Source organism: Streptomyces lomondensis (genome assembly GCF_014651035.1).
GTDB lineage: Bacteria > Actinomycetota > Actinomycetes > Streptomycetales > Streptomycetaceae > Streptomyces > Streptomyces lomondensis.
The window spans coordinates 375,343-395,211 of record NZ_BMWC01000004.1; the positions used below are offsets into that span (position 1 = coordinate 375,343).

General features: G+C 73.0%; 15 protein-coding genes. 10 read left to right on the forward strand and 5 right to left on the reverse strand.

Annotated elements, in window-relative coordinates; genetic code table 11:
- Window position 1: 1 nt before the first annotated feature.
- From IE255_RS16845 to IE255_RS16890, 10 genes are read left to right on the forward strand one after another with little or no spacing between them, the layout of a single operon-like run.
- A complete protein-coding gene (locus tag IE255_RS16845; protein ID WP_190051075.1) occupies window positions 2-367 on the forward strand; it encodes a LysM peptidoglycan-binding domain-containing protein in 366 nt (121 codons plus the stop codon).
- Window positions 360-1,499, forward strand: coding sequence for a hypothetical protein (locus IE255_RS16850; RefSeq protein WP_190051076.1), 1,140 nt, complete (start codon window positions 360-362; stop codon window positions 1,497-1,499). The genes IE255_RS16845 and IE255_RS16850 overlap by 8 nt, the downstream gene beginning before the upstream one ends.
- 48 nt (window positions 1,500-1,547) lie before the next feature.
- Entirely contained in the window at window positions 1,548-2,084 is a 537-nt protein-coding gene (locus tag IE255_RS16855) for a phage baseplate assembly protein V (RefSeq protein WP_190051077.1), read from the forward strand.
- A 15-nt stretch (window positions 2,085-2,099) separates the two neighbouring features.
- Window positions 2,100-2,435, forward strand: coding sequence for a hypothetical protein (locus tag IE255_RS16860; protein WP_190051078.1), 336 nt, complete (start codon window positions 2,100-2,102; stop codon window positions 2,433-2,435).
- Window positions 2,432-2,830, forward strand: coding sequence for a GPW/gp25 family protein (locus IE255_RS16865; protein ID WP_190051079.1), 399 nt, complete (start codon window positions 2,432-2,434; stop codon window positions 2,828-2,830). Before IE255_RS16860 ends, IE255_RS16865 begins: the two co-directional genes overlap by 4 nt.
- Complete coding sequence (locus IE255_RS16870) at window positions 2,827-5,937, forward strand: putative baseplate assembly protein (protein WP_190051080.1); 3,111 nt, start codon at window positions 2,827-2,829, stop codon at window positions 5,935-5,937. Before IE255_RS16865 ends, IE255_RS16870 begins: the two co-directional genes overlap by 4 nt.
- Window positions 5,934-9,758: a putative baseplate assembly protein gene (locus tag IE255_RS16875; protein WP_190051081.1), complete on the forward strand. Its 3,825-nt coding sequence runs from the start codon at window positions 5,934-5,936 to the stop codon at window positions 9,756-9,758. The genes IE255_RS16870 and IE255_RS16875 overlap by 4 nt, the downstream gene beginning before the upstream one ends.
- Entirely contained in the window at window positions 9,758-11,905 is a 2,148-nt protein-coding gene (locus IE255_RS16880; protein WP_190051082.1) for a hypothetical protein, read from the forward strand. Before IE255_RS16875 ends, IE255_RS16880 begins: the two co-directional genes overlap by 1 nt.
- 60 nt (window positions 11,906-11,965) lie before the next feature.
- Window positions 11,966-13,513 (forward strand): DUF6519 domain-containing protein, encoded by a 1,548-nt coding sequence (locus IE255_RS16885; protein WP_190051083.1) that lies wholly within the window; start codon window positions 11,966-11,968, stop codon window positions 13,511-13,513.
- Window positions 13,513-14,409 (forward strand): peptidoglycan-binding protein, encoded by an 897-nt coding sequence (locus IE255_RS16890; RefSeq protein WP_190051084.1) that lies wholly within the window; start codon window positions 13,513-13,515, stop codon window positions 14,407-14,409. The genes IE255_RS16885 and IE255_RS16890 overlap by 1 nt, the downstream gene beginning before the upstream one ends.
- 37 nt (window positions 14,410-14,446) lie before the next feature.
- On the opposite strand, the gene IE255_RS16895 is transcribed toward IE255_RS16890, so the two are convergent.
- The 5 genes from IE255_RS16895 to IE255_RS16915 are packed head-to-tail and all read right to left on the reverse strand — an operon-like array spanning window position 14,447 to window position 19,827.
- Complete coding sequence (locus tag IE255_RS16895; protein WP_190051085.1) at window positions 14,447-15,697, reverse strand: glucarate dehydratase family protein; 1,251 nt, start codon at window positions 15,695-15,697, stop codon at window positions 14,447-14,449.
- On the reverse strand, window positions 15,694-16,602 hold the full coding sequence (locus IE255_RS16900; protein WP_190051086.1) for a 5-dehydro-4-deoxyglucarate dehydratase: 909 nt from the start codon (window positions 16,600-16,602) through the stop codon (window positions 15,694-15,696). Before IE255_RS16900 ends, IE255_RS16895 begins: the two co-directional genes overlap by 4 nt.
- 32 nt (window positions 16,603-16,634) lie before the next feature.
- Window positions 16,635-17,579: a carbohydrate ABC transporter permease gene (locus IE255_RS16905; RefSeq protein ID WP_190051087.1), complete on the reverse strand. Its 945-nt coding sequence runs from the start codon at window positions 17,577-17,579 to the stop codon at window positions 16,635-16,637.
- On the reverse strand, window positions 17,576-18,487 hold the full coding sequence (locus tag IE255_RS16910) for a carbohydrate ABC transporter permease (protein ID WP_190051088.1): 912 nt from the start codon (window positions 18,485-18,487) through the stop codon (window positions 17,576-17,578). The genes IE255_RS16905 and IE255_RS16910 overlap by 4 nt, the downstream gene beginning before the upstream one ends.
- Entirely contained in the window at window positions 18,484-19,827 is a 1,344-nt protein-coding gene (locus IE255_RS16915) for an ABC transporter substrate-binding protein (RefSeq protein WP_229906447.1), read from the reverse strand. Before IE255_RS16915 ends, IE255_RS16910 begins: the two co-directional genes overlap by 4 nt.
- Between the last annotated feature and the right edge of the window lie 42 nt (window positions 19,828-19,869).

Sequence of the window (19,869 nt, forward strand, 5' to 3'; positions counted from 1 at the left end):
CATGGCCGACATCGAACCGTACGAGAACGCCCTGGACGCGATACCCGGCGCCCACCCCTACCCGCGCACCAGCCGCTACCACGACGCCGAGATCGGCATCCACCGCAACCCGGACGGCACCGAAGTGCGCTACACCAAGCGCCGGCTGCTGCCGCCCCTGGACGAGCAGGAGACCCAGGACCACACCGTCGGCGCGGGCGAGCGGCCCGATCTGCTCGGACAGCGCTACTTCGGCGACCCCGGCCAGTGGTGGCAGATCGCCGACGCCAACCCCGTCCTCGATCCACGCGAGTTGACCGACGAGGCCGGACGCGTCATCGGCATCCCGCTCGCCGGCGGCTTCCCGCAGGGGGACCGGCGTGTTTGACCTGCCCGTGGGGCGGGGCCCCGTCCACATCACCCTCCTCATGGGACCCAAGCTCGCCCGGCCGGTCCCGGCGGAGGTCACCGAGGCCCTGCTCACCGCCCAGATCACCGCGACCGCCGGCGAACGCAGCGGCTTCCAGATCGCCTTCGACCTCACCAAGAACGGGCTGATCAGCCGCCGACTGCTGCCCGAGGGCTTCTTCGACCCCAAGACCCGGATCGTCGTCACCGTCAGCGTCAAGGGCACCCCCGACGTGCTCTTCGACGGCCTGATCGTCCGGCACGAGGTCGGCGCCAGCAACCGCCCGGGCCACTCCACCCTCACCGTCACCGGCGAGGACCTCACCCTGCTGATGGACCTGGAGGAGCGCACCGCCCGCTACCCCAACCTGCCGCCCTCCGAGCGGGTCCTCAGCATCCTGCGCCGCTACTCCGACTACGGCATCCGCCCCGACGTCTACACCGAGAAGGTCGCCCAGCCCCCGCACCAGGATCTGCGGGTCCACTACCAGACCGGCACCGACCTCCAGTACGTCACCGAGCTGGCCCGCGCCAACGGCTACACCTTCTACCTGGAGCCGGGGCCCAACCCGGGCCAGTCGTCCGCCCGTTGGGGCCCGGAGGTCCGGCTCGGCATCCGCCAGCACGCCCTCAACGTCAACATGGACGCCCACTCCACCGTCGACCAGCTGACCTTCGCCTACGACGGCACGGCCCGCGAGGAGCCGCAGGCCCGCTGGCAGGACCCGGCCAACCGGCACTCCACCCTGCTGCCCCAGCCGCCGATCAGCCCCCTGCGACCGCCCCTCGGCAAGCGGCCCACGCCCGCCCTCAAACGCAGGACGCTCTCCGGCACCGCCAAACAGCAGCGGGAGCAGGCCGAGGCCGAGCTGCTCGCCCGCGCGGCCGTCTCCGCCGACGTCGTCTCCGGCTCCGGCTCCCTCGACGTCAACCGGCACGGCTACATCCTCCAGCCGCGCCAGCTCGTCGGCGTCCGGGGCGCCGGACGGGCCTACGACGGCGACTACTACGTCAAGTCCGTCACCCACAACCTGCGGCCGGGCTCGTACCAGCAGAACTTCACCCTCTCCCGCGAGGGGCTGGAAGCCCGCAGCGACTACGTCCGGCCCTGACCCGCACGCACCCACGACCCACGACCACCAACCAGGAGCACCTCCACCATGGCGGCACCCAGCAATCGCTACCTCGGCAAGTTCCGCGGCCGGGTCGTCGACAACAACGACCCGCTGCGCATCGGCCGCGTCACCGTCGAGGTCCCGGACGTGCTCGGCGACGAGCCGTCGACCTGGGCGCTGCCCTGCCTGCCCTTCACCGGGCCGGAGTCGGGACAGTTCGTGGTGCCGCCGCCGGGCGCGGGCGTGTGGGTGGAGTTCGAGCAGGGCGATCCCAGCTTCCCGGTGTGGACGGGGTGCTGGTACGGCACGGCCGAGGAACTCCCGCCCGACGCGCGCCGCGAACTCCAGGCGGGCTCGCCGAGCAAGCCCGTCGTCGTGCAGACGCCGGGCGCGCACAAGCTCGTGATGAACGACACCGCCGGCGCCGAGCAGGGGATCCTCCTCCAGGCCCAGGGCGGCGCGTACATCCGCATCACCAGGGAGGCCGTGGTCATCGCGACCGGCGCGGGTGCCGAGGTCGTGCTGCGCGGACGTGAAGTGACGATCAACGAGGGCCAGTTGACCGTGCTCTCCAAGCGATAGACGGGGGAAGAGATCTTGTCCGGGAATCTGCTCGACGCCGGCACCGTGATCGGCTGCCCGCACGGCGGCCGGGTCACCGCCGCCACACCGCCCGCCGGCGGCATCCGCGTCGCGGGCGCCGCCGTCGCCACGACCGCGCACAGCTACGTGGTCACCGGCTGCCCGCACACCGTCGACCGGGTGCCCTCGCCGTGCGTGACGGTCCGCTGGACCGCCGCCGGCACCGGCATCACCGTCGACGGCGCGTCCGTGCTGCTCGACACCTCCGCCGCCCAGTGCTTCAGCGCGGCATTCGTCCCGCAGGGGCCGCCCGTCGTCCAGGCCGCGCAGCGAAAGGTCACCGTCCGATGAGTCCGACAAGCCGGGGCACGCGCACCGACATCGCGTTCCCCTTCCGCGCCGACCGCCGGGGACGCACCGCGCACGCCCGCCACGGCGAGCACGTCCACGACCTGATCGAGCAGCTGCTGTTCACCAGCCCCGGCGAACGCGTGATGCGCCCCGACTTCGGCTGCGGACTGCTGGACCTGGTGTTCGCGCCCAACAGTCCCGAACTGATGAGCACGCTCGAACTCTCCGTGCAGGCCGCGCTCCAGCGCTGGCTCGGGGACCTCATCGACATCCAGGCCCTCGACATCGTCAGCGAGGGCGGTGCGGACGGCGTCGTCCGGGTCCATCTCTCGTACGCCGTACGCGCCACGGGCGCGCAGCGTGACGACGTCTTCGAAGGGAGGGCCGCCGCATGACGGCCGGCACCACCGCGTCCCGCCGCAGCAAGGTGCGGGCCGCCCAGCTGGGCGGAGTCGACAACGTCGAGGTGAGCGACGACGGCCTGCTGCTCACCGTCACCTTCCTCGGCAAGGCCCCGCACGGCCTCGGCCCCGAGAACGTCCGCATCGACGGCGGCCGCCGGGTCACCGGCATCACCGCCGTCGACGTCAGCGTCGAACGCGAGGAGGACCCGGAGCTCGACGACCGGCTCTACGTCACCCTCGACAAGGCCGGCGACACCTCCCGCTACCGGCTCTCGCTCGTCGAGACCGACCCCTACGGACGGCCCGGCACCGAGCCCTACCGCGGCTTCGACCAGCGCTACCACAGCGCCACGTTCCACTTCCGGCCCGACTGCCCGACCCCCTTCGACTGCAAGGACGAGGAGCAGGCCGAGCCGGACTTCCCCGCCGCGCCCGTCGTCGACTACACGGCCCGCGACTACGACACCATCCGCAAGCTGCTCCTGGACCGGCTCGCGCTCACCACCCCCGACTGGGCCGAGCGCAACCCCGCCGACCTGGGCACGACCCTCGTCGAACTCCTCGCGTACACCGGTGACCAGATCAGCTACCAGCAGGACGCGGTCGCCACCGAGGCCTACCTCGACACCGCCCGCCGCCGCGTCTCCGTACGCCGCCACGTGCGGCTCATCGACTACGCGATGCACGACGGCTGCAACGCCCGCGCCTACGTCACCGTCCGGACGGCGGACGACCGGACGCTCGCCCCCGGCACCTTCCGCTTCGCCTCCGTCGACGTGCGCAGCCTCGATCCGCACGACCGCCCCGAGCCGGGCACCGTGATCGACGAGGCCGACCTCGGGGACCTCGACGAGCGCGGCTCGGTGGAGGTCTTCGAACCGGTCGTCGCCGCCGACCCGCTGGAGTTGAAGGTCGCGCACAACGCGATCCGGCTGTGGACCTGGGGCGGCGAGGTGTGCACCCTGCCGCAGGGCGCCACCGCCGCCACCCTGCGCGACGCGTGGGTGGACCCGGAGACCTGCCGCGAGCGCCGCCTCGACCTCAAGCCCGGGGACGTCATCGTCCTGGAGGAGGTGAAGGGCCCGCGCACCGGCACCCCCGGCGACGCCGACCCCGCCCACCGCCAGGCCGTCCGCCTCACCTCCGTCACGCCCGGCCTCGACCGGATCGAGGACCAGCCGGTCCTGGAGGTCACCTGGGCCGCCGAGGACGCGCTGCGCTTCCCGCTCTGCCTCACCACCCGCGGCGGACGCGACTGCCTGCCCGTCGAGGACGTCACCCTCGCCCGCGGCAACGTCGTCCTCGTCGACCACGGCCGCACCCTGACCGGCCTGCCCGAGACGGTCACCGTGCCGCCCGTGCCCGCCGTGGTCGCCCCCTGCGACCCGCCCGCCTTCGGCTGCCGCGACACTGAGGAGGGCAACGCGCCCGCGCGTCTGATCAACGCCCTGACCGACCGGACCCGCTCGGGCCGCGCCCTAGTACCCGACGACGTCCGCGAGCTCTTCGACGTCGTCGGCGAGGCCGCGGTCAACCGGGCCGGGATCGGCCTGGAGAGCGCCGGGCAGCGGCACGAGCAGGTCGTGCCGGGCACGGCGTACGCCCAGGCCACCGCGCTGCGCACACTGCTCGCCCAGTCGGTCTACCCGGGCATCGCGCCCCGCTTCCGGCCCGTCCTCGGCCGGACGCCCGTCACCCAGGCGGTGCCCTTCCCCGACCCCGGCACCGTCGCCGCCGGGCAGGCCGAGCGCATCGCGGCCATCCCCGGCCGGGTGCGGCAGAGGCTGGTCGAGCTGTGGCGCAGCGCCCGCGACCGGGACGGGCTCGGCGAGGAGGAGATCGCCGAACTCGCCGTGATCTACGGCCTGAACGTGCTGGAGCGCTTCGAACTGCGCCGCCACCCGGTCCGCGCGCTGCGCGAACTGCTCTACCGCAGCGACCAGTTGCTCGACACCAAGCTGCGCCGCGTCGAGGTCCTCGCCGCCCGGGCCCGTGCGGGCACGGTCCTCGACGGGCACATCGCCTGGGAGATCGCGCACGCCTGGGGCCCGGCCTACGCGGCCGGACTGCACCCCGAGGAGACGGTGCTGCGCGGCTCGGCGACCGCCGCCCTCGCCCAGGACCCGCGCCGGGCGCTGCCCGCCGTACGCCTGCACGGCGCGGACGGGACCTGGGTGCCGCGCCGCGACCTGCTCGACAGCGGGCCGCGCGAGAAGCACTTCGTGGGCGAACTGGAGGACGACGGCCGACTGGCCGTGCGCTTCGGCGACGGCCGGCACGGCGCCCGGCCCACCCCCGGCTCCCGCCTGGAACTGCGCTACCGGCTCGGCGGCGGCACCGCCGGCAACGTCGGCGCCGAGGCCATCAACCACCTGGTGGTGCAGGGCGACTGCGACGTACCGGCCGCCGTCGTGCGCAACCCGCTGCCCGCCACCGGCGGCACCCGGCCCGAACCCGTCGAACAGGTCCGCCAACTGGCCCCGCTCGACCTGCGCCGCACCCGGCTGCGGGCCGTGACCGCCGAGGACTACGCGGCCCTCGCGAGTGAACTGCCGGGCGTGCAGCGGGCGGCGGCCGAGATCCGCTGGACCGGCAGCGCCCAGGAGGCGCACATCGCGATCGACGCGTACGGCACCGCCGCCCCGTCGCCCGAGCTGCTCGACTCGGTCGCCCAGGCCGTGGAGGCGTACCGGCGCATCGGCCACGACCTCGTGGTCGGGCCCGCCCGCCTGGTGCCGCTCGACATCGCCCTGACGGTGTGCGCCGAGCCCGGCCACCAGCACGGGCAGATCCTGGCCGAGCTGTACCGCGTGCTGGGCAGCGGACGGCTGCCCGGCGGACGGCTCGGCTTCTTCCACCCCGACGCGCTGAGCTTCGGCGAACCGGTCCGGCTCAGCCGCCTGGTCGCCGTCGCCGCGGCCGTGCCCGGGGTGGCGAGCGTCGAGGTCACCCGGCTGCGGCGGCTGTCCGGACAGGACCGAGGAGAGAGGGAGGACGGCGTGCTGCGGCTCGGCCCGCTGGAGATCGCCACCTGCGACAACGACCCGGACCGGCCGGAGAACGGCCTGCTGGCGATATCCCTGGGAGGTGCCCGATGACGGACCCGCACCCTGTCACCGCGACCGACGCGTGCGGCTGCGGCGGCGCCTGCCGTGGCGGCCACGACGAGCGGCTCGCGCCCGCCCCGCTCCACAACCCGCCCGGCCGCACCGCGCTGGACTACCGCGTCGGCGCGTACGGCTCCTTCCGGGCCGCCCTGCTCGACCGGCTCGCCTCGCCCGCCTACCCGGCGCTGAACGACCTCACCGTCCGCACCCCGGACGACCCGGCGATCGGCCTGCTGGATGCCGCCGCCGTCCTCGGCGACCTGCTCACCTTCCACTCCGAGCGGATCGCCGACGAGGCCTACATCCGCACCGCGAACGAGCATCGCTCCCTGGTGCTTCTCGGCCGGCTCGTCGGACACCGGCCGCGTCCCGGCGTCGCCGCCGCCACGCACCTGGCGTACACCCTCGAACGCGACCCGCGCGCCGAAGCCCAGAGCGTGCTGATCCCGCGCGGGGCGCGCAGCCACAGCGTGCCCGCCTCGGCCGACGAGGAGTCGCTGACCTTCGAGACGAGCCGGGACCTGACGGCCCGCTGGGACTTCAACGAACTGAAGGTGCGCCGGCGCCGTCCCTCGCTGCTCACGCCGCAGGACCTTTCGAAGCGCTCGGAGCTGTTCGTCGAGGGCACGGCGCACTCGTTGCAGACCGGTGACCAGTTGCTCTTCGTCTTCGGGGAGCAGGCCGGCGGCGAGCGCAAGCTGCTGCCGGTCGCGAAGGTGCGTGTCGACCGGGACGACGACGTCACGGCGATCTCCCTGCCGGAGTCCGCGCCGGCGACGCTGAAGGAACTCGTCGATGAGGTGCGGCGCTGGACGGCTCCGCCTGTGCAGCCCGGTGAGCCGGGGGAGGAGGCGCCCACGCCGGAGGTGCCCAACCCGCGGCCGGTCAGTCGGCTCATCGAGGACTTTGAGGATCAGGTCCTGGAGCCTTTGCGTAGCGACCTGGACGGTGTGAAGACACCCGAGCGGCTCGCGGCGCGGCTCGCGGAGCCCCTCGCGCGACTGGGCGAGGCCCAAGTGCTGGCCACGCCGTACGAGGATGTGGCGGGGTGGTTCGAGCAGTTGCAAGCGGTGTTGGCGGAACTCGCCGAACGGGCACTGGAATTGGCTCCGGCGCAGACGGATGCGGAGGGTGCCTCGATCGGCCGTCGGCCGTCTGCGGCGCCGTCTGGGCTGGTCGCGCAGTTCCCCGCGCCCCTTAAGGACGACACCCGCACCGCCGCTTGGGATGCCCTGGGCGCCATACTCCCCGCCCTTCGCGCCACCGCGCCCGCCCCGGTGGGCACCCCCGGCCGTCAGCTTCCCGGCACCGACACCGCACGCCTTCTCTCCGCCCTCAACCCCGGCCTCGGCAGCCTCTACCCGGCCTGGCGCACGGCCGTCGCCCCGGGCGCCCCGCGGCTGCTGCGCGAGCTGCTCGCCCTGCGGGTCACCGCGGCGCCCTTCGGTGCCACGGCGCCGCTGAAGCCGGTCCAGGACGATCGCGGACGGGTCATCCGTACCGCCGACTGGCCGCTGACCGGAGCGGTGCTGGCGACCATGCGGGTCGTGTACGACACGGCGGGCAAGGCGCCGGTGCGGGCCGAGTTCCAGTACGTCGAGGGCAGCAGCTCCGACCAGCGCGCCGAGAACCTGCCCGTCGCCCAGCCGGTCACCTTCACCCTCGGCCCCGGCCAGGTCGAGCTGTCCGTGCGCTCCGGCCAGGACCGCGACCTGAGCTGGCTCAACCGGAGGCCCGCCGACTCCCAGGACCCCGGAGTCACCGCCCGCCTCCAGTCCGGCCTGCCCGAGCGCACCCTGTTCGTGTCGCGGCCCGACGACGAGGGCCTGGTCCACGTCGGCGTCCACAACGGCACGTCCGAGCAGATCGCCCTCCGGCCGGGGGCGAGCGAGCAGTTCACGCACGGCGAGTACGAGGTCAGCCTCAAGTACACCGTGGGCAGCGCCGAGCCCAACGTCGAGGTCGTCATCGCCACCAAGCCGGAGCCCGTCAACCGGCGCACGCTCCAGCTCGACACCGTGCACGAGGGCATCACCGTCGGCAGCTGGGTGGCGATCCAGCGGCCCGCCAAGGGCGCCGACAACGGCGTTCCCGGCGACCCCAAGCTGGCGTTCGTCACCACCCAGGTGGTGGCCGCGCGCACGGCCGCGTACACGAACTACGGCATCACCGGACGCGGCACCGAACTCACCCTCGCCGACCCGTGGCTGGACGAGTTCGACGTGCTGCTGTCGCACATCCGCGACACCACCGTGCACGCGGCGGGTGAGCCCCTGCGCCTGGCCGACGAGCCGCTCGGCGAGGACGTGCACGGCAACGAGATCGAACTCGCCGAGCTGTACGAGGGGCTGCGGCCGGGCCGCACGCTCATCGTGGCGGGCGAGCGCAGCGACATCCCCGGAACGGCCGGAGTGCGGGCCACCGAGGTCGTGACCGTCGCCTCCGCCGACCCGGCGGCCGACCCGCGGCTGCCCGGCGACCACGTCCACACCCGGCTCGTCCTCACCGCGGACCTCGCCCACCGCTACCGCCGTGAGACGGTCCGCATCCTCGGCAACGTCGTCGAGGCCACCCACGGCGAGAGCCGCGAGGAGGCCATCGGCAGCGGCGACTCCGACCGCGTCAACCAGACCTTCGCGCTCTGGCAGTCCCCGCTGACCTGGCTCGCCGACGACAACCCCCTCGGCGCCACACCCGTGCTGGAGATCCGGGTCGACGGCGTGCTCTGGCACGAGGTCGACAGCCTCGCCGGACGCGGCCCGACCGAGCGGGTCTACATCACCGGCGCCACGGCGGACGGCCGGACGACGGTGACCTTCGGCGACGGGGTGCACGGGGCCCGCCTGCCCTCCGGGCACGAGAACATCCGCGCCCGGTACCGCTTCGGCACCGGCAAGGCCGCCAACGTGCCCGCCGACCGGGTCACCCAGCCGCTCACCCGGCCGCTCGGCGTCACCGCGGTCACCAACCCGCGTCCCGCGACCGGCGGCGCGGACGCCGACGGCCCGGGCCTGACCCGCCGCACGGTCCCCCTGGCCGTGTCGGCCCTGGACCGGCTGGTGTCCGAGTCGGACTACGAGGACTTCGCCCGCTCCCGCGCCGGTATCGGCCGGGCCTCAGCGCGCGAACTCTTCGACGGGCGTCGGCGCGTGCTGCACGTGACGGTCGCCGGGACGGACGATGTCCCGATAGCCCCCGACTCGGACACGCTGCGCGCCCTGCGCGGCGCCCTCACCGAGTACGGCGACCCGGGTCTGCCGGTCCGCGTGGACGGCCGCGAGTTGGTCCTGCTGCTGATCGCCGCCCGGGTGAAGGTCGCCCCCGACCACGCCTGGCAGAACGTCGAACCGCAGCTGCGCCAGGCCCTGTTGCGCCGGCTCGGCTTCGAGGGTCGCGAGCTGGGCCGGCCCGCCCGCCTCTCCGAGGTCCTGGCCACCGCCCACACCGTGCCCGGCGTCGACTACGTGGACGTCGACGTCTTCACCGGCGTCCCCGCCTCCGCCACCCCGGAGGAGCTCACCGAGCTGCTCACCCGGCCCGGACCGCCCCGGGCGTCCGTCCCCGCGCACCCGGCGACGTACGACGAGCGGACCCACACGGTCCGCGCCGAGAACGGCGAGACGCTGTCGGAGATCTGCGCCCGGTACGGCGTGCCGCTCGCCGAGCTCCTGCGCCTCAACCCCGACATCACCGACACCCGGCGCCTGCCCAAGGGCTGGTCGGTGTACGTCTTCCGCGGCATCCGCCCGGCCCAGCTCGCGCTGCTGTCGCCCCGGGCCGCGGACACCCTGATTCTGACGGAGGTCAAGTGATGTCCTCGGACACCCAGTTGGAGACGCCGGCCCCGGTGGTGCCCAGGGAACCGGACGGGCTCGCCGCGCTGCTGCCCCGCTGGCACCGGCTGCGCGACACCGAGGAGGGCGAGCCGCTGCGGGCGCTGCTCGCCGTGATCGCCGAGCAGCTCGACCGCGTCCGCGACGGCGTCCAGCAGGGCTACGAGGACCTGTTCGTGGAGACGGCGGCCCCCTGGGTGCTGCCGTACCTCGGTGACCTCGTCGGCTACCGCACCCTGCCCGGCTACGAACGTGTCCTCACCACCGCCCTGCACGACGGCGGCCGGGCCGCCCTCGCGGAGGCGGTCGCCCCGCGCCGGGACGTGGCCGCCACGGTTGCCCACCGCCGCCGCAAGGGCACCCTGCACCTGCTGGAGGAACTGTCCGAGCAGGTCGCCGGCTGGCCGGCCCGGGCCGTCGAACTGTCCCGGCAGGTCGCCCACACCCAGCCGGTGAAGCTGTACGGCACCGGCACCCACCGCGGCGGACGCGGCCGTCTCCTCGACCTGCGCGACGGCGCCGAACTCGCCCTCGGCGGCGGACCGTTCGCCGCAGTCGCCCGCACGGCCGACGTCCGCCGCGCCGAGTCCCGGCACCGGCAGGGCGGCTGGACCCCGGCCGGCGTCGCGCTCTTCGTGTGGCGGCTGAAGGCGTACCCGCTGACCCGGACCCCGGCCTACTGCATCGACCGGGCCCGCAACCTGTACACCTTCTCGATCCTCGGCAACGACACCCCGCTGGCCACCAAGCCGTTCCCGGAGCCCTCGCCGACGCACATCGCCACCGTCGACAACGTGCCGGCGTTCGTCACCCGCCGGCTCCTGCACGACCGGCTGCTCGACTACTACGGCCCCGGCAAGAGCTTCGTCATCCGGCGCGACGGCGAGGACAAGCCCGTCCCGCCCTCGGACATCGTGGTCGCCGACCTGTCCGACTGGCGCTACCGGCCGAGGCGCGGCCAGGTGGCCGTCGACCCGGAGCTGGGCCGGATCGCGTTCGGCTCGCGGTCCGCGCCCCGGCAGGGCGTGTGGGTCGACTACCACTACGCCTACGCGGCCGACCTGGGCGGCGGCGAGTACCAGCGGGACCGGGAGCCGCGGCCGGACGCCGAGGTGTACCGGGTCGGGCCCGGGCAGCCGTACCGGCAGATCATGGACGCCTACCGGGCCTGGCAGCAGGACCGCAGGGCCGACCGCACCGGCCCGGCCGGCATCATCGAGATCACGCACAGCGGCGCCTACCAGGAGCAGCTGGACTTCGACCTCGACCCGGGCGACCGGCTCGAACTGCGGGCGGCGGAGGGCACCCGCCCGGTCGTCCGCCTGCTCGACTGGTACAGCAACCGGCCCGACGCCCTCAACATCCGCGCGGTGTCCGACGACTGCGCCCCGCACGAGCGGCCCCGGGTCGTGCTCGACGGGCTGCTCGTCGCCGGCCGCGGCATCAACGTCACCGGCGCGATGGGCGCCGTCGTCGTACGGCACAGCACGCTCGTGCCCGGCTGGTCGCTGGAGCCCGAGTGCGCACCGCACTCGCCCGAGGAGCCCAGCATCGTCCTGGACCGCACCACCGCGTGCCTCCAGATCGAGCACAGCATCCTCGGCACCATCGAGGTCATCGGCGACGAGGTGAGCGAGGACCCCCTCGACATCCACATCCGCGACAGCGTCCTCGACGCCACGGCCGACGACCGCGAGGCCCTGTCCGCCCCGGACTGCCGCCACGCCCACGCCGTGCTGCACCTGCACCGCACGACCGTCTTCGGCGAGATCCACACGCACGCGGTGAAGATCGCCGAGAACAGCGTCTTCACGGGCCGCCTCCACGTGGCCCGGCGCGGCATCGGCTGCCTGCGCTATTCCTACGTCCCCACCGGTTCGCGCACCCCGCGCCGTCACCGCTGCCCGGACACCAAGCCGCTGTTCGCTTCCCAGCGCTACGGCACGCCTTGGTACGGCCTGCTCGCGGACCGGTGCCCCGAGGAAATCCGGCGCGGCGCGGACGACGGCGCCGAACTGGGCGCCTTCCACGACCTGTACCGGCCGCAGCGCGAGGACGGCCTCAGGGCCCGGCTCGCCGAGTACACGCCCGCGGGCACCGACGCCGGGATCTTCTTCGTGACGTGAGGCGCGCACCCGCCACCGACCTTGTGAACCCGCACTTCTGAACCAGGGGGGACACCCTTCATGCACGCAGACCTCTCCCGCTCCACGTTCCGCCCGGAGCGGCACTACTCCGCGGTCGTCGCCCAGCAGGGCCGCGTCCAGCTCGACGCCGACCTCAACGAGCAGACCGCGATCCAGCTCCACCAGGCCCGCACCCTCGCCGCCGACCTGATCGGCCCGCACGGCGGACCGCGCGACGCCGCCGGCTTCCGCATCGAGTACGTGGGCGGCAAGCACGAGATCGACACCCTCCTCATCCACGGGGGCCGCTACTACGTCGACGGCATCCTGTGCGACGCCGACCGCCCGGCGGCCGGGGTGCCCGTCACCGACGAGGAGAACGCGGAGTCCGCGCCCGAGCCGCCCGCGCACTGGACCTACTGGGACCAGCCCGACGGCCACCGCGACCCGGAGAAGCCCGGCGACCGGCTGCCCTCGCCCGCCCAGTCGCCGTTCGTCGTCTACCTGAACGTGTGGGAGCGCTCGGTCACCGCGGCCGAGGACCCCGCGCTGCGCGAGGTCGCCCTCGGCGCGGCCCTGCCCGACACCGCCGCCCGCGTGAAGGTCGTCTGGCAGGTGCTGCCGCTGTCCCTCGCCGCGCTGGAGATCGAGGAGACCGACCCGTCCAAGGAGGTCGTCCGGGCCGCCTTCACCCGCTGGGCGCAGCGGCAGTCGGCCCCCTCGGCCCGGCTCGCCGCGCGCAGCGAGCGGCCCGACCACGCCGACGAGGACCCGTGCCTGGTCAAGCCGGACGCCCGCTACCGCGGCCCGGAGAACCAGCTGTACCGGGTGGAGGTCCACGAGGGCGGCGAGGCGAAGGAGGCCACCTTCAAGTGGTCCCGCGAGAACGGCTCCGTCGTCTTCCCCGTCGACGAACTCGACGGCACCTGGGTGCAGTTGGCGTCCCTCGGCCACGACGACAAGCTGGACCTGGACGTCGGCGACCACGTCGAGTTCGTCGACACCGCCTACGCCTCCCGCCTGGAGCCCCTGCCGCTGCTGCGCGTCGAGGAACTGGACCTGCCCGGCCGCCGCGTCCGCCTGTCCGCCGAACCAGCCCCGGGCGTCGGACGCCTGGCCCACCTGAACCCGTACCTGCGCCGCTGGGACCACACCGGCGGCCCCAAGCGCAAGGGCCGCAGCACCGCCCTGCGCGGCGGCGCCATCCCCGTCACGGAGGGGGAGTGGCTGCCGCTGGAGGACGGCGTCGAGGTGTACTTCGCCCAGGGCGGCACCTACCGCACCGGCGACCACTGGATCGTTCCCGCCCGCACCGCCACCGGTAGCGTCGAGTGGCCGGTCGACCCGGCCCGCCGCCCCCTGCTCCGGCCACCGGCCGGCATCGCCCGGCACTTCGCCCCGCTGGCCCTGATCAAGGGCGAGGGCAGCGCCGTCGACCTGCGCCTGGCCTTCGGTCCGCTGGCCAGCAGCATGCCGGCCGCCGACGAGGCGACCCTCGCCGCCGAGGAGCAGGCCCGGCGCGAGGAGCAGGCCGCCGAGTCCGACCCCTCCCACGGGAGGTCCCAGACCACCGCGCAGGCGGAAGCCGCCGTGGAAGGAGACAACTGATGGCCAAGCCGCTGAGCGCGTCCAAGCTGGTGGAGATCCTGCGGGCCGAGGGCCTGACCGTCCACGAGGTCCGCAGCTGGCGCACCCACAACCGCAACAGCAAGGGCCCCTGGGGCCCGGTGAACGGCGTGATGATCCACCACACCGTCACCTCCGGCACCGCCGCCTCCGTCGACATCTGCTACGACGGCTACTCCAGCCTGCCCGGCCCGCTGTGCCACGGCGTCATCGACAAGAAGGGCCACGTCCACCTGGTCGGCAACGGCCGCGCCAACCATGCCGGCCTCGGCGACGGCGACGTGCTGCGCGCCGTGATCAACGAGTCGAAGCTGCCGGCCGACAACGAGGCCGACACCGACGGCAACCGGCACTTCTACGGCTTCGAGTGCATCAACCTCGGCAACGGCAAGGACCCCTGGCCCGAGGCGCAGAAGGAGGCCATCGAGAAGGTGGCCGCGGCGATCTGCCGCCACCACGGCTGGTCCGAGCGGTCCGTCATCGGCCACAAGGAGTGGCAGCCGGGCAAGGTGGACCCGCGTGGCTTCACCATGGACAGCATGCGCTCGCGCATAGCCCAGCGGCTCAAGGGCGGCGGGGGCGGGAGCAAGCCGGCCCCGGACCCGAAGCCGTCGCCCAAGCCGTCCTACGAGCCGTTCCCGGGCGCCGCGTTCTTCCACATAGGGCAGCGCTCCCCGATCATCACGGCGATGGGCCGCCGCCTGGTCGCCGAGGGGTGCGGCCGCTACGAGGAGGGGCCGAGCCCCGACTGGACCGAGGCCGACCGCCGGTCCTACGCACTGTGGCAGCAGAAACAGGGCTTCTCCGGCAAGGACGCCGACGGCATCCCCGGCAAGCTCACCTGGGACCGGCTGAAGGTGCCCAGGTCGGGGAAGTGAGCGCGTGCGCCCCTCCGCGGGGAGGGGCGCACGGGTGTCACCAGCGGGGGAGCCTCAGCTCGTAGTCCGGCTGGAACCGCCGCATATAGCCGGTGTCGTCCCGGCTGCGCATCCCGGAGTCGACGTACCGCCGGTGCAACTGCTCCAGCTTGTCGTGGTCGAGCTCGACCCCCAGCCCCGGCCCGGTCGGCACCTTGACCTCCCCGTCGCGCAGCTCCAGCACGCCCGGCACGATCACGTCGTCGGCCGAGTTCCACGGGTAGTGCGTGTCGCAGGAGTGGTCGAGGTTGGGAATGGCCGCGGCGACATGGGTCATCGCGGCCAGGCTGATGCCCAGGTGCGAGTTGGAGTGCATCGACAGCGCGAGCCCGAACGCCTCGCAGACGGCGGCCAGTTCACGCGTGCGGCGCAGGCCGCCCCAGTAGTGGTGGTCGGTGAGCAGGACCTGGATCGCGTCCTGCTCGACGGCCGGCTTCAGATGCTCCCAGGCGATCACGCACATGTTGGTCGCGAGCGGCATGGGCGAGTCCTTCGCCACCTCGGCCATGCCGGGGATGCCCTTGGTCGGGTCCTCCAGGTACTCCAGGACACCGTCCAGTTCACAGGCGACGTACTTCGACGTCTCCACCGTCCACGCCACGTTCGGGTCCAGGCGCAGCGGCTGCCCGGGGAAGGCCTCCGCCAGGGCCCGGATCGCGGCGATCTCCTCGTCGGGCGGGAAGACACCGCCCTTGAGCTTGAACGACCGGAAGCCGTACCGCTCCCGCATCAGACGGGCCTGCTCGACGATCCCGGCCGGGTCGAGGGCCTCGCCCCAGTCGTCGCCGATGGCGGCGCGGCCGTCGAGGGCGGGGTGCTCGGCCCACTTGTAGAAGAGGTACGCGGCGAACGGCACCGAGTCGCGGACCGTGCCGCCCAGCAGGTCGCTGACCGGACGGCCGAGCAGCTTGCCCTGCGCGTCCAGGCACGCGACCTCCACGGCCGACGTGGTCCAGCCGCGCTCGTGGGAGCTGGGCACGGTCGGCAGCAGGGCCGCGTCGATCGCGGCGGCCACGGCGGTGGTGTCGAAGACGTCCATGCCGACGACCACCTTCGCGGCGGCGTGCAGCCGCTCCAGCCGGGCCGCGCCGCCCGGGGACTCGCCGAGACCGACCGTGCCGTCCTCCAGGACCAGTTGGAGGACGATCCGCAGGGCGAGCGGCTCGTGCACGCCGTTGGAGTTGAGCAGCGGCGGGTCGCCGAACGCGATCGGGGTGACGATCAGCTCGCGGATGCGCGTGGAGCTCATGCGCCGGCCACCTCCAGTCCGTGGTCGATGAGTTTCGACAGCCGGGCCACGTGCTCCGGCGTCGGATCCAGCAGCGGCGCCCGTACGCCGCCCACGTCCAGGCCGCGCAGCGTCACCCCGGCCTTGACGAGCGACACGGCGTACCCGGGCATCTCGTCGCGCAGGGCGACCAGCGGGCCGTAGAACTCGTCGAGCAGCAGGGACACCCGGGCGTCGTCACCCTCGGCGAGCGCCCGGTGGAAGGCCAGGGCGATCTCCGGGGCGAAGGCGAACACCGCCGAGGAGTACAGCTCGACGCCGATCCCCTGGTAGGCGGGCGCGGTCATCTCGGCCGTGGGCAGCCCGTTGAAGAACTGGAAGTCCTCCCCGCCCGGCACGGCACGCACCGCGCGGACGATGCGGTGCATCCGCTCGATGTCCCCGATGCCGTCCTTGAGGCCGACGACCCCGGGCAGGGCGGCGATCCGGGCCGCCGTCTCCGCGGTGAGCCGGGCCGTGCCCCGCTGGTAGAAGACGACGGGCAGCCCGGTGACGGCGGTCACCTCCTCGACGTACCGCACGAGGCCCTGCTGCGGGGCGCTCACCAGGTAGGGCGGCAGCAGCAGGATGCCGTCGGCACCCGCCCGTTCGACGCGGGCGGCCTGGTCCCGGGCGACCGGTGCGGGACCGCCGGCCGCCGCGAGGACCGGCACCCGTCCGGCCGTGGTCTCGACGGCGACCCGCGTGGCCCGCTCGATCTCCTCCGGCGACAGCGCGTGGAACTCGCCGGTGCCGCAGGCGACGAACACACCTCCCGCACCCGCGGCGACACCCGACTCGATGTGCCGGGCCAGCCGTTCCTCGTCCAGTGACCCGTCCGCCGCGAACGGCGTGACCGGGAAGAACAGCACTCCGTGGAACTTCATGTCTCCCTCATACGTGGGGGGGGGTGGGGTGGTCAGCCCTTGGTGGCACCGGCGGCGATGCCGGTGACCAGCGAGCGCTGGAGGAGCAGATAGACGATCAGGCTGGGCACGAGGGCGATGACCGCACCGGCCAGCACCACCCCGGAGCCCACCTCGGGGTCGGTGCGCAGGATGAACAGGGCGACGGTGACCGTGTAGTCGGTGGGGTCCTTGGCGGCGATCAGGGGCAGCAGGTACTGGTCCCAGATCATGATGAAGCCGAGCACCCCGGCCACGCCGAGCGCGGGCTTGCACAACGGCAGGACGACCTGCCACAGCATCCGCAGCTCACCGACGCCGTCGATCCGGGCGGCCTCCTCGATCTCGGCGGGGATGTCCTTCATGAACTCGGTGAGCACCATCACCGAGATACCCCAGGCGCCGAGCGGCAGGATCACACCCCAGACCGTGCCCTTCAGGTCGAGGCCGACCACGGGCACATGGCCGAGGACCAGGGACAGCGGGATGGCGATGACCTCCTCGGGGAGCATCATCGTCAGCATGAACAGGGTCAGGACCAGCGCCTGACCGCGGAACCTGTGCCGGGCCAGGGCGTACGCGGCGAGCGTGCAGACGACGAGCTGGAGCAGCAGCCCGCCGCCCGCGATGACCAGGGAGTTGCCGAAGTAGTCCCAGATGCCCCGCTCGCCCGCCACCTCGAAGTTCAGCAGCGTCGGGTGGTGGGGGAGGAAGGACAGGCTGGAACCGCTGGCCTTCTCGCTGAACGAACCGGAGAAGATCGTCAGGAACGGCGCCGCGAAGACACCCAGGGCGAGCAGGCACAGCAGGACGCGCAGCGCCCAGGCGGGCCCCGGCCGGTCGCTCCAGCCGAGGGCGGTGTCGAAACGGGCGGGGGTGGTGCGCTGCTTCCCCGCGGACTTCCGCGCGGGGGAGGCGGTCACCGGGGTCCGGACGGGGTCGATGGCGGGGGCGCTCATCGCACGTCTCCCCTCTTGCGGAGGTAGTTGACCGTGACGGTGAGCAGCAGCGTCACGCAGAGCAGGACCACGGAGGCGGCCGAGGCGCCGCCGATGTCGTTACGGGTGAAGCCGAGGGTGTAGGCGCGGGTCATCCACACGTCGGTGGACCCGGCCGGGCCGCCGCCGGTGAGGACGTACACCTCGGTGAAGACGCGCAGTCCGCGGATCGCGGCCAGGGTGAGGACGATGCCGAGGGCCGGGCGGATCGCGGGCAGCGTGATGTGCCGCAGCCGCTGCCACAGCGAGACCCCGTCCATCGCGGCGGCCTCGTACAACGAGCGGTCCACGCCCGCCAGTCCGGCGAGGATGATCACCATGTTGTACGGGGCGAGCATCCAGATGCCCATGGCCATCGTCGCCCACAGCGCGGTGTCGGGGTTGTCGAGGTAGGGCACGGGCCCCAGGCCGAGGAGCCCGAGACCGCTGTTGATCAGGCCGTCGGAGGTCGGGTAGTACATCAGCCGCCACATCTCGCCGACCACCGCGGTGGCGGTGACGACGGGCAGGAACACGGCGGTGCGGATGATCTTCAGGGAGCGGGCCTGCCCCTCCAGCAGCAGGGCCAGCGCGAAACCGGCGACGATGCCGCCGAGCGACATCCCGATGCCCAGGACCAGCGTGTGGCCGATGGCGTCCTGGAAGCGGTGGTCGGTCAGGACCCGCGTGTAGTTGTCGAGGCCGACCCACTGGTCGCCGAGGAAGGGCCGCACGTCGAAGAAGCTGAGCCAGACGCCCTTGCCCATGTGCAGGAACTTGAAGACGAGGGCGAGCAGCAGGCCCGGCGCGAGGAACAGCCAGGGCAGCACGGCCTTCTTGCTCAGGAACCGGGCTCCGCGCGGCCCCGGCGTCGTCACGGTCGCGGTCATGTCAGCAGCTCCTGGTCCTTGAGATCACCGGCGAGGGTGTCGTTGAGTTCCTTGAGGCCGGAGCGGACGTCGCTGCCGCAGTACGTGAAGAGCGCGTTGAGTGCGTCGGCGGTGTCCTGCTTGATCGGGGCGAAGTCGGGCGCGTTGGGGAACTGCACGGAGGCCGTCTCGTACGCCTTCTGCACCACGCTCCAGCGCGGGTCGTTACGCACCTTCGCCGCGTCGAGCGTGGAGTTGACGGGGATGCGCACCACCGGCTGGTGGTCGCCGGTCATGGCGAGCGTCTGGCCCTCGGGGGAGATCAGGAAGGCGGCGAGCGCCTGCTCCTGCTTCGCCTTCCCGGTCTTGGCGCCGAAGTAGATGTTCTCGCCGTCGGCGAGCACGTCGTTGTTGCCGGCCGGGCCCGAGGGCGCGGGCAGGACCTCGTACGTGTCCTTGCCGAGCGCCTTGTCGAAAGTGGAGATGTTGTAGGGGCCGGTGAGGTACATCCCGGCGTTGCCGTCCTGGAAGTTGGTGGTGTTCGCGGTGACGGAGGTGAGCGCGCCGGGCTGGATGACACCGTTGTCACCGCAGAAGAGGTTGTCCTTCATCCAGGTGACGGTGCGCAGGGCGGCCGCCGAGTCCATGGTCGGCCGGTAGCCCGAGCCGTCCTTCTCGATGATCCGCACCCCGCCCTGCCACAGCCAGCTGGCACCCCACCAGGCGACATAGCCGTTCTGCGCGCTGCCGGGCACGACCATGCCGTACGTGTCCTTCCTGCCGTCCCCGTCCGGGTCGCGGGTGGCGAAGGCCTTGGCGAGGGCGAGGGTGTCCTGCCAGGTCCTCGGCTGCGGCAGGCCGAGCTTCTCGCGCCAGTCCTTGCGGACGAACAGCGTCATGGCCTGCCGGGAGTACGGGATGCCGTAGTGCCTGCCGTCGCGGCCCACCGTCGAGGACCAGGACTTGGCGGTGATCTCGTCATGCCCCGCGATCGACGCCGGGGTGATGGGCTCGAGCAGGCCCTGCGCCTGGTAACTGCCCATCAGGGCCGTGTCATTGATCATGACGTCCGGGAGGTCCTTGGTGGACGCCCGGCTCTGGAGCTGCTGGTCGAAGTTCATGACCGGCTGGTAGTCGATCTTGATGCCGGTCTTCGCGGTGAAAGCGGCGAACACCCGCTCGTAGGTCTGGGCGGACTCCGGATCGCTCCGGGTCCACACCTCCAGCGTGTTCGGATCGCCGGCCCGGGCGCTGCCGGAACCGGAGCCGCAGGCGGCCGTTCCGAACAGGAGCCCCGAGACGGCGAGCGCGGCAGCCAGGCGGTGGAGCCGCATGTCGATGCGGCGTCGGCGATCCCGCATGGATGGTTCTCCGTTCATATTCGTGAACTGCCTTCACGAATC

What these genes read in the sequence shown, in the direction of transcription:
- IE255_RS16845 (WP_190051075.1), top strand. Translation starts at nt 2, where the DNA reads ATGGCCGACATCGAACCGTACGAGAACGCCCTGGACGCGATACCCGGC.
- IE255_RS16855 (WP_190051077.1), top strand. Translation starts at nt 1,548, where the DNA reads ATGGCGGCACCCAGCAATCGCTACCTCGGCAAGTTCCGCGGCCGGGTC.
- IE255_RS16865 (WP_190051079.1), top strand. Translation starts at nt 2,432, where the DNA reads ATGAGTCCGACAAGCCGGGGCACGCGCACCGACATCGCGTTCCCCTTC.
- IE255_RS16870 (WP_190051080.1), top strand. Translation starts at nt 2,827, where the DNA reads ATGACGGCCGGCACCACCGCGTCCCGCCGCAGCAAGGTGCGGGCCGCC.
- IE255_RS16875 (WP_190051081.1), top strand. Translation starts at nt 5,934, where the DNA reads ATGACGGACCCGCACCCTGTCACCGCGACCGACGCGTGCGGCTGCGGC.
- IE255_RS16880 (WP_190051082.1), top strand. Translation starts at nt 9,758, where the DNA reads ATGTCCTCGGACACCCAGTTGGAGACGCCGGCCCCGGTGGTGCCCAGG.
- IE255_RS16885 (WP_190051083.1), top strand. Translation starts at nt 11,966, where the DNA reads ATGCACGCAGACCTCTCCCGCTCCACGTTCCGCCCGGAGCGGCACTAC.
- IE255_RS16890 (WP_190051084.1), top strand. Translation starts at nt 13,513, where the DNA reads ATGGCCAAGCCGCTGAGCGCGTCCAAGCTGGTGGAGATCCTGCGGGCC.
- IE255_RS16895 (WP_190051085.1), bottom strand. Translation starts at nt 15,697, where the DNA reads ATGAGCTCCACGCGCATCCGCGAGCTGATCGTCACCCCGATCGCGTTC.
- IE255_RS16900 (WP_190051086.1), bottom strand. Translation starts at nt 16,602, where the DNA reads ATGAAGTTCCACGGAGTGCTGTTCTTCCCGGTCACGCCGTTCGCGGCG.
- IE255_RS16905 (WP_190051087.1), bottom strand. Translation starts at nt 17,579, where the DNA reads ATGAGCGCCCCCGCCATCGACCCCGTCCGGACCCCGGTGACCGCCTCC.
- IE255_RS16910 (WP_190051088.1), bottom strand. Translation starts at nt 18,487, where the DNA reads ATGACCGCGACCGTGACGACGCCGGGGCCGCGCGGAGCCCGGTTCCTG.
- IE255_RS16915 (WP_229906447.1), bottom strand. Translation starts at nt 19,827, where the DNA reads ATGCGGGATCGCCGACGCCGCATCGACATGCGGCTCCACCGCCTGGCT.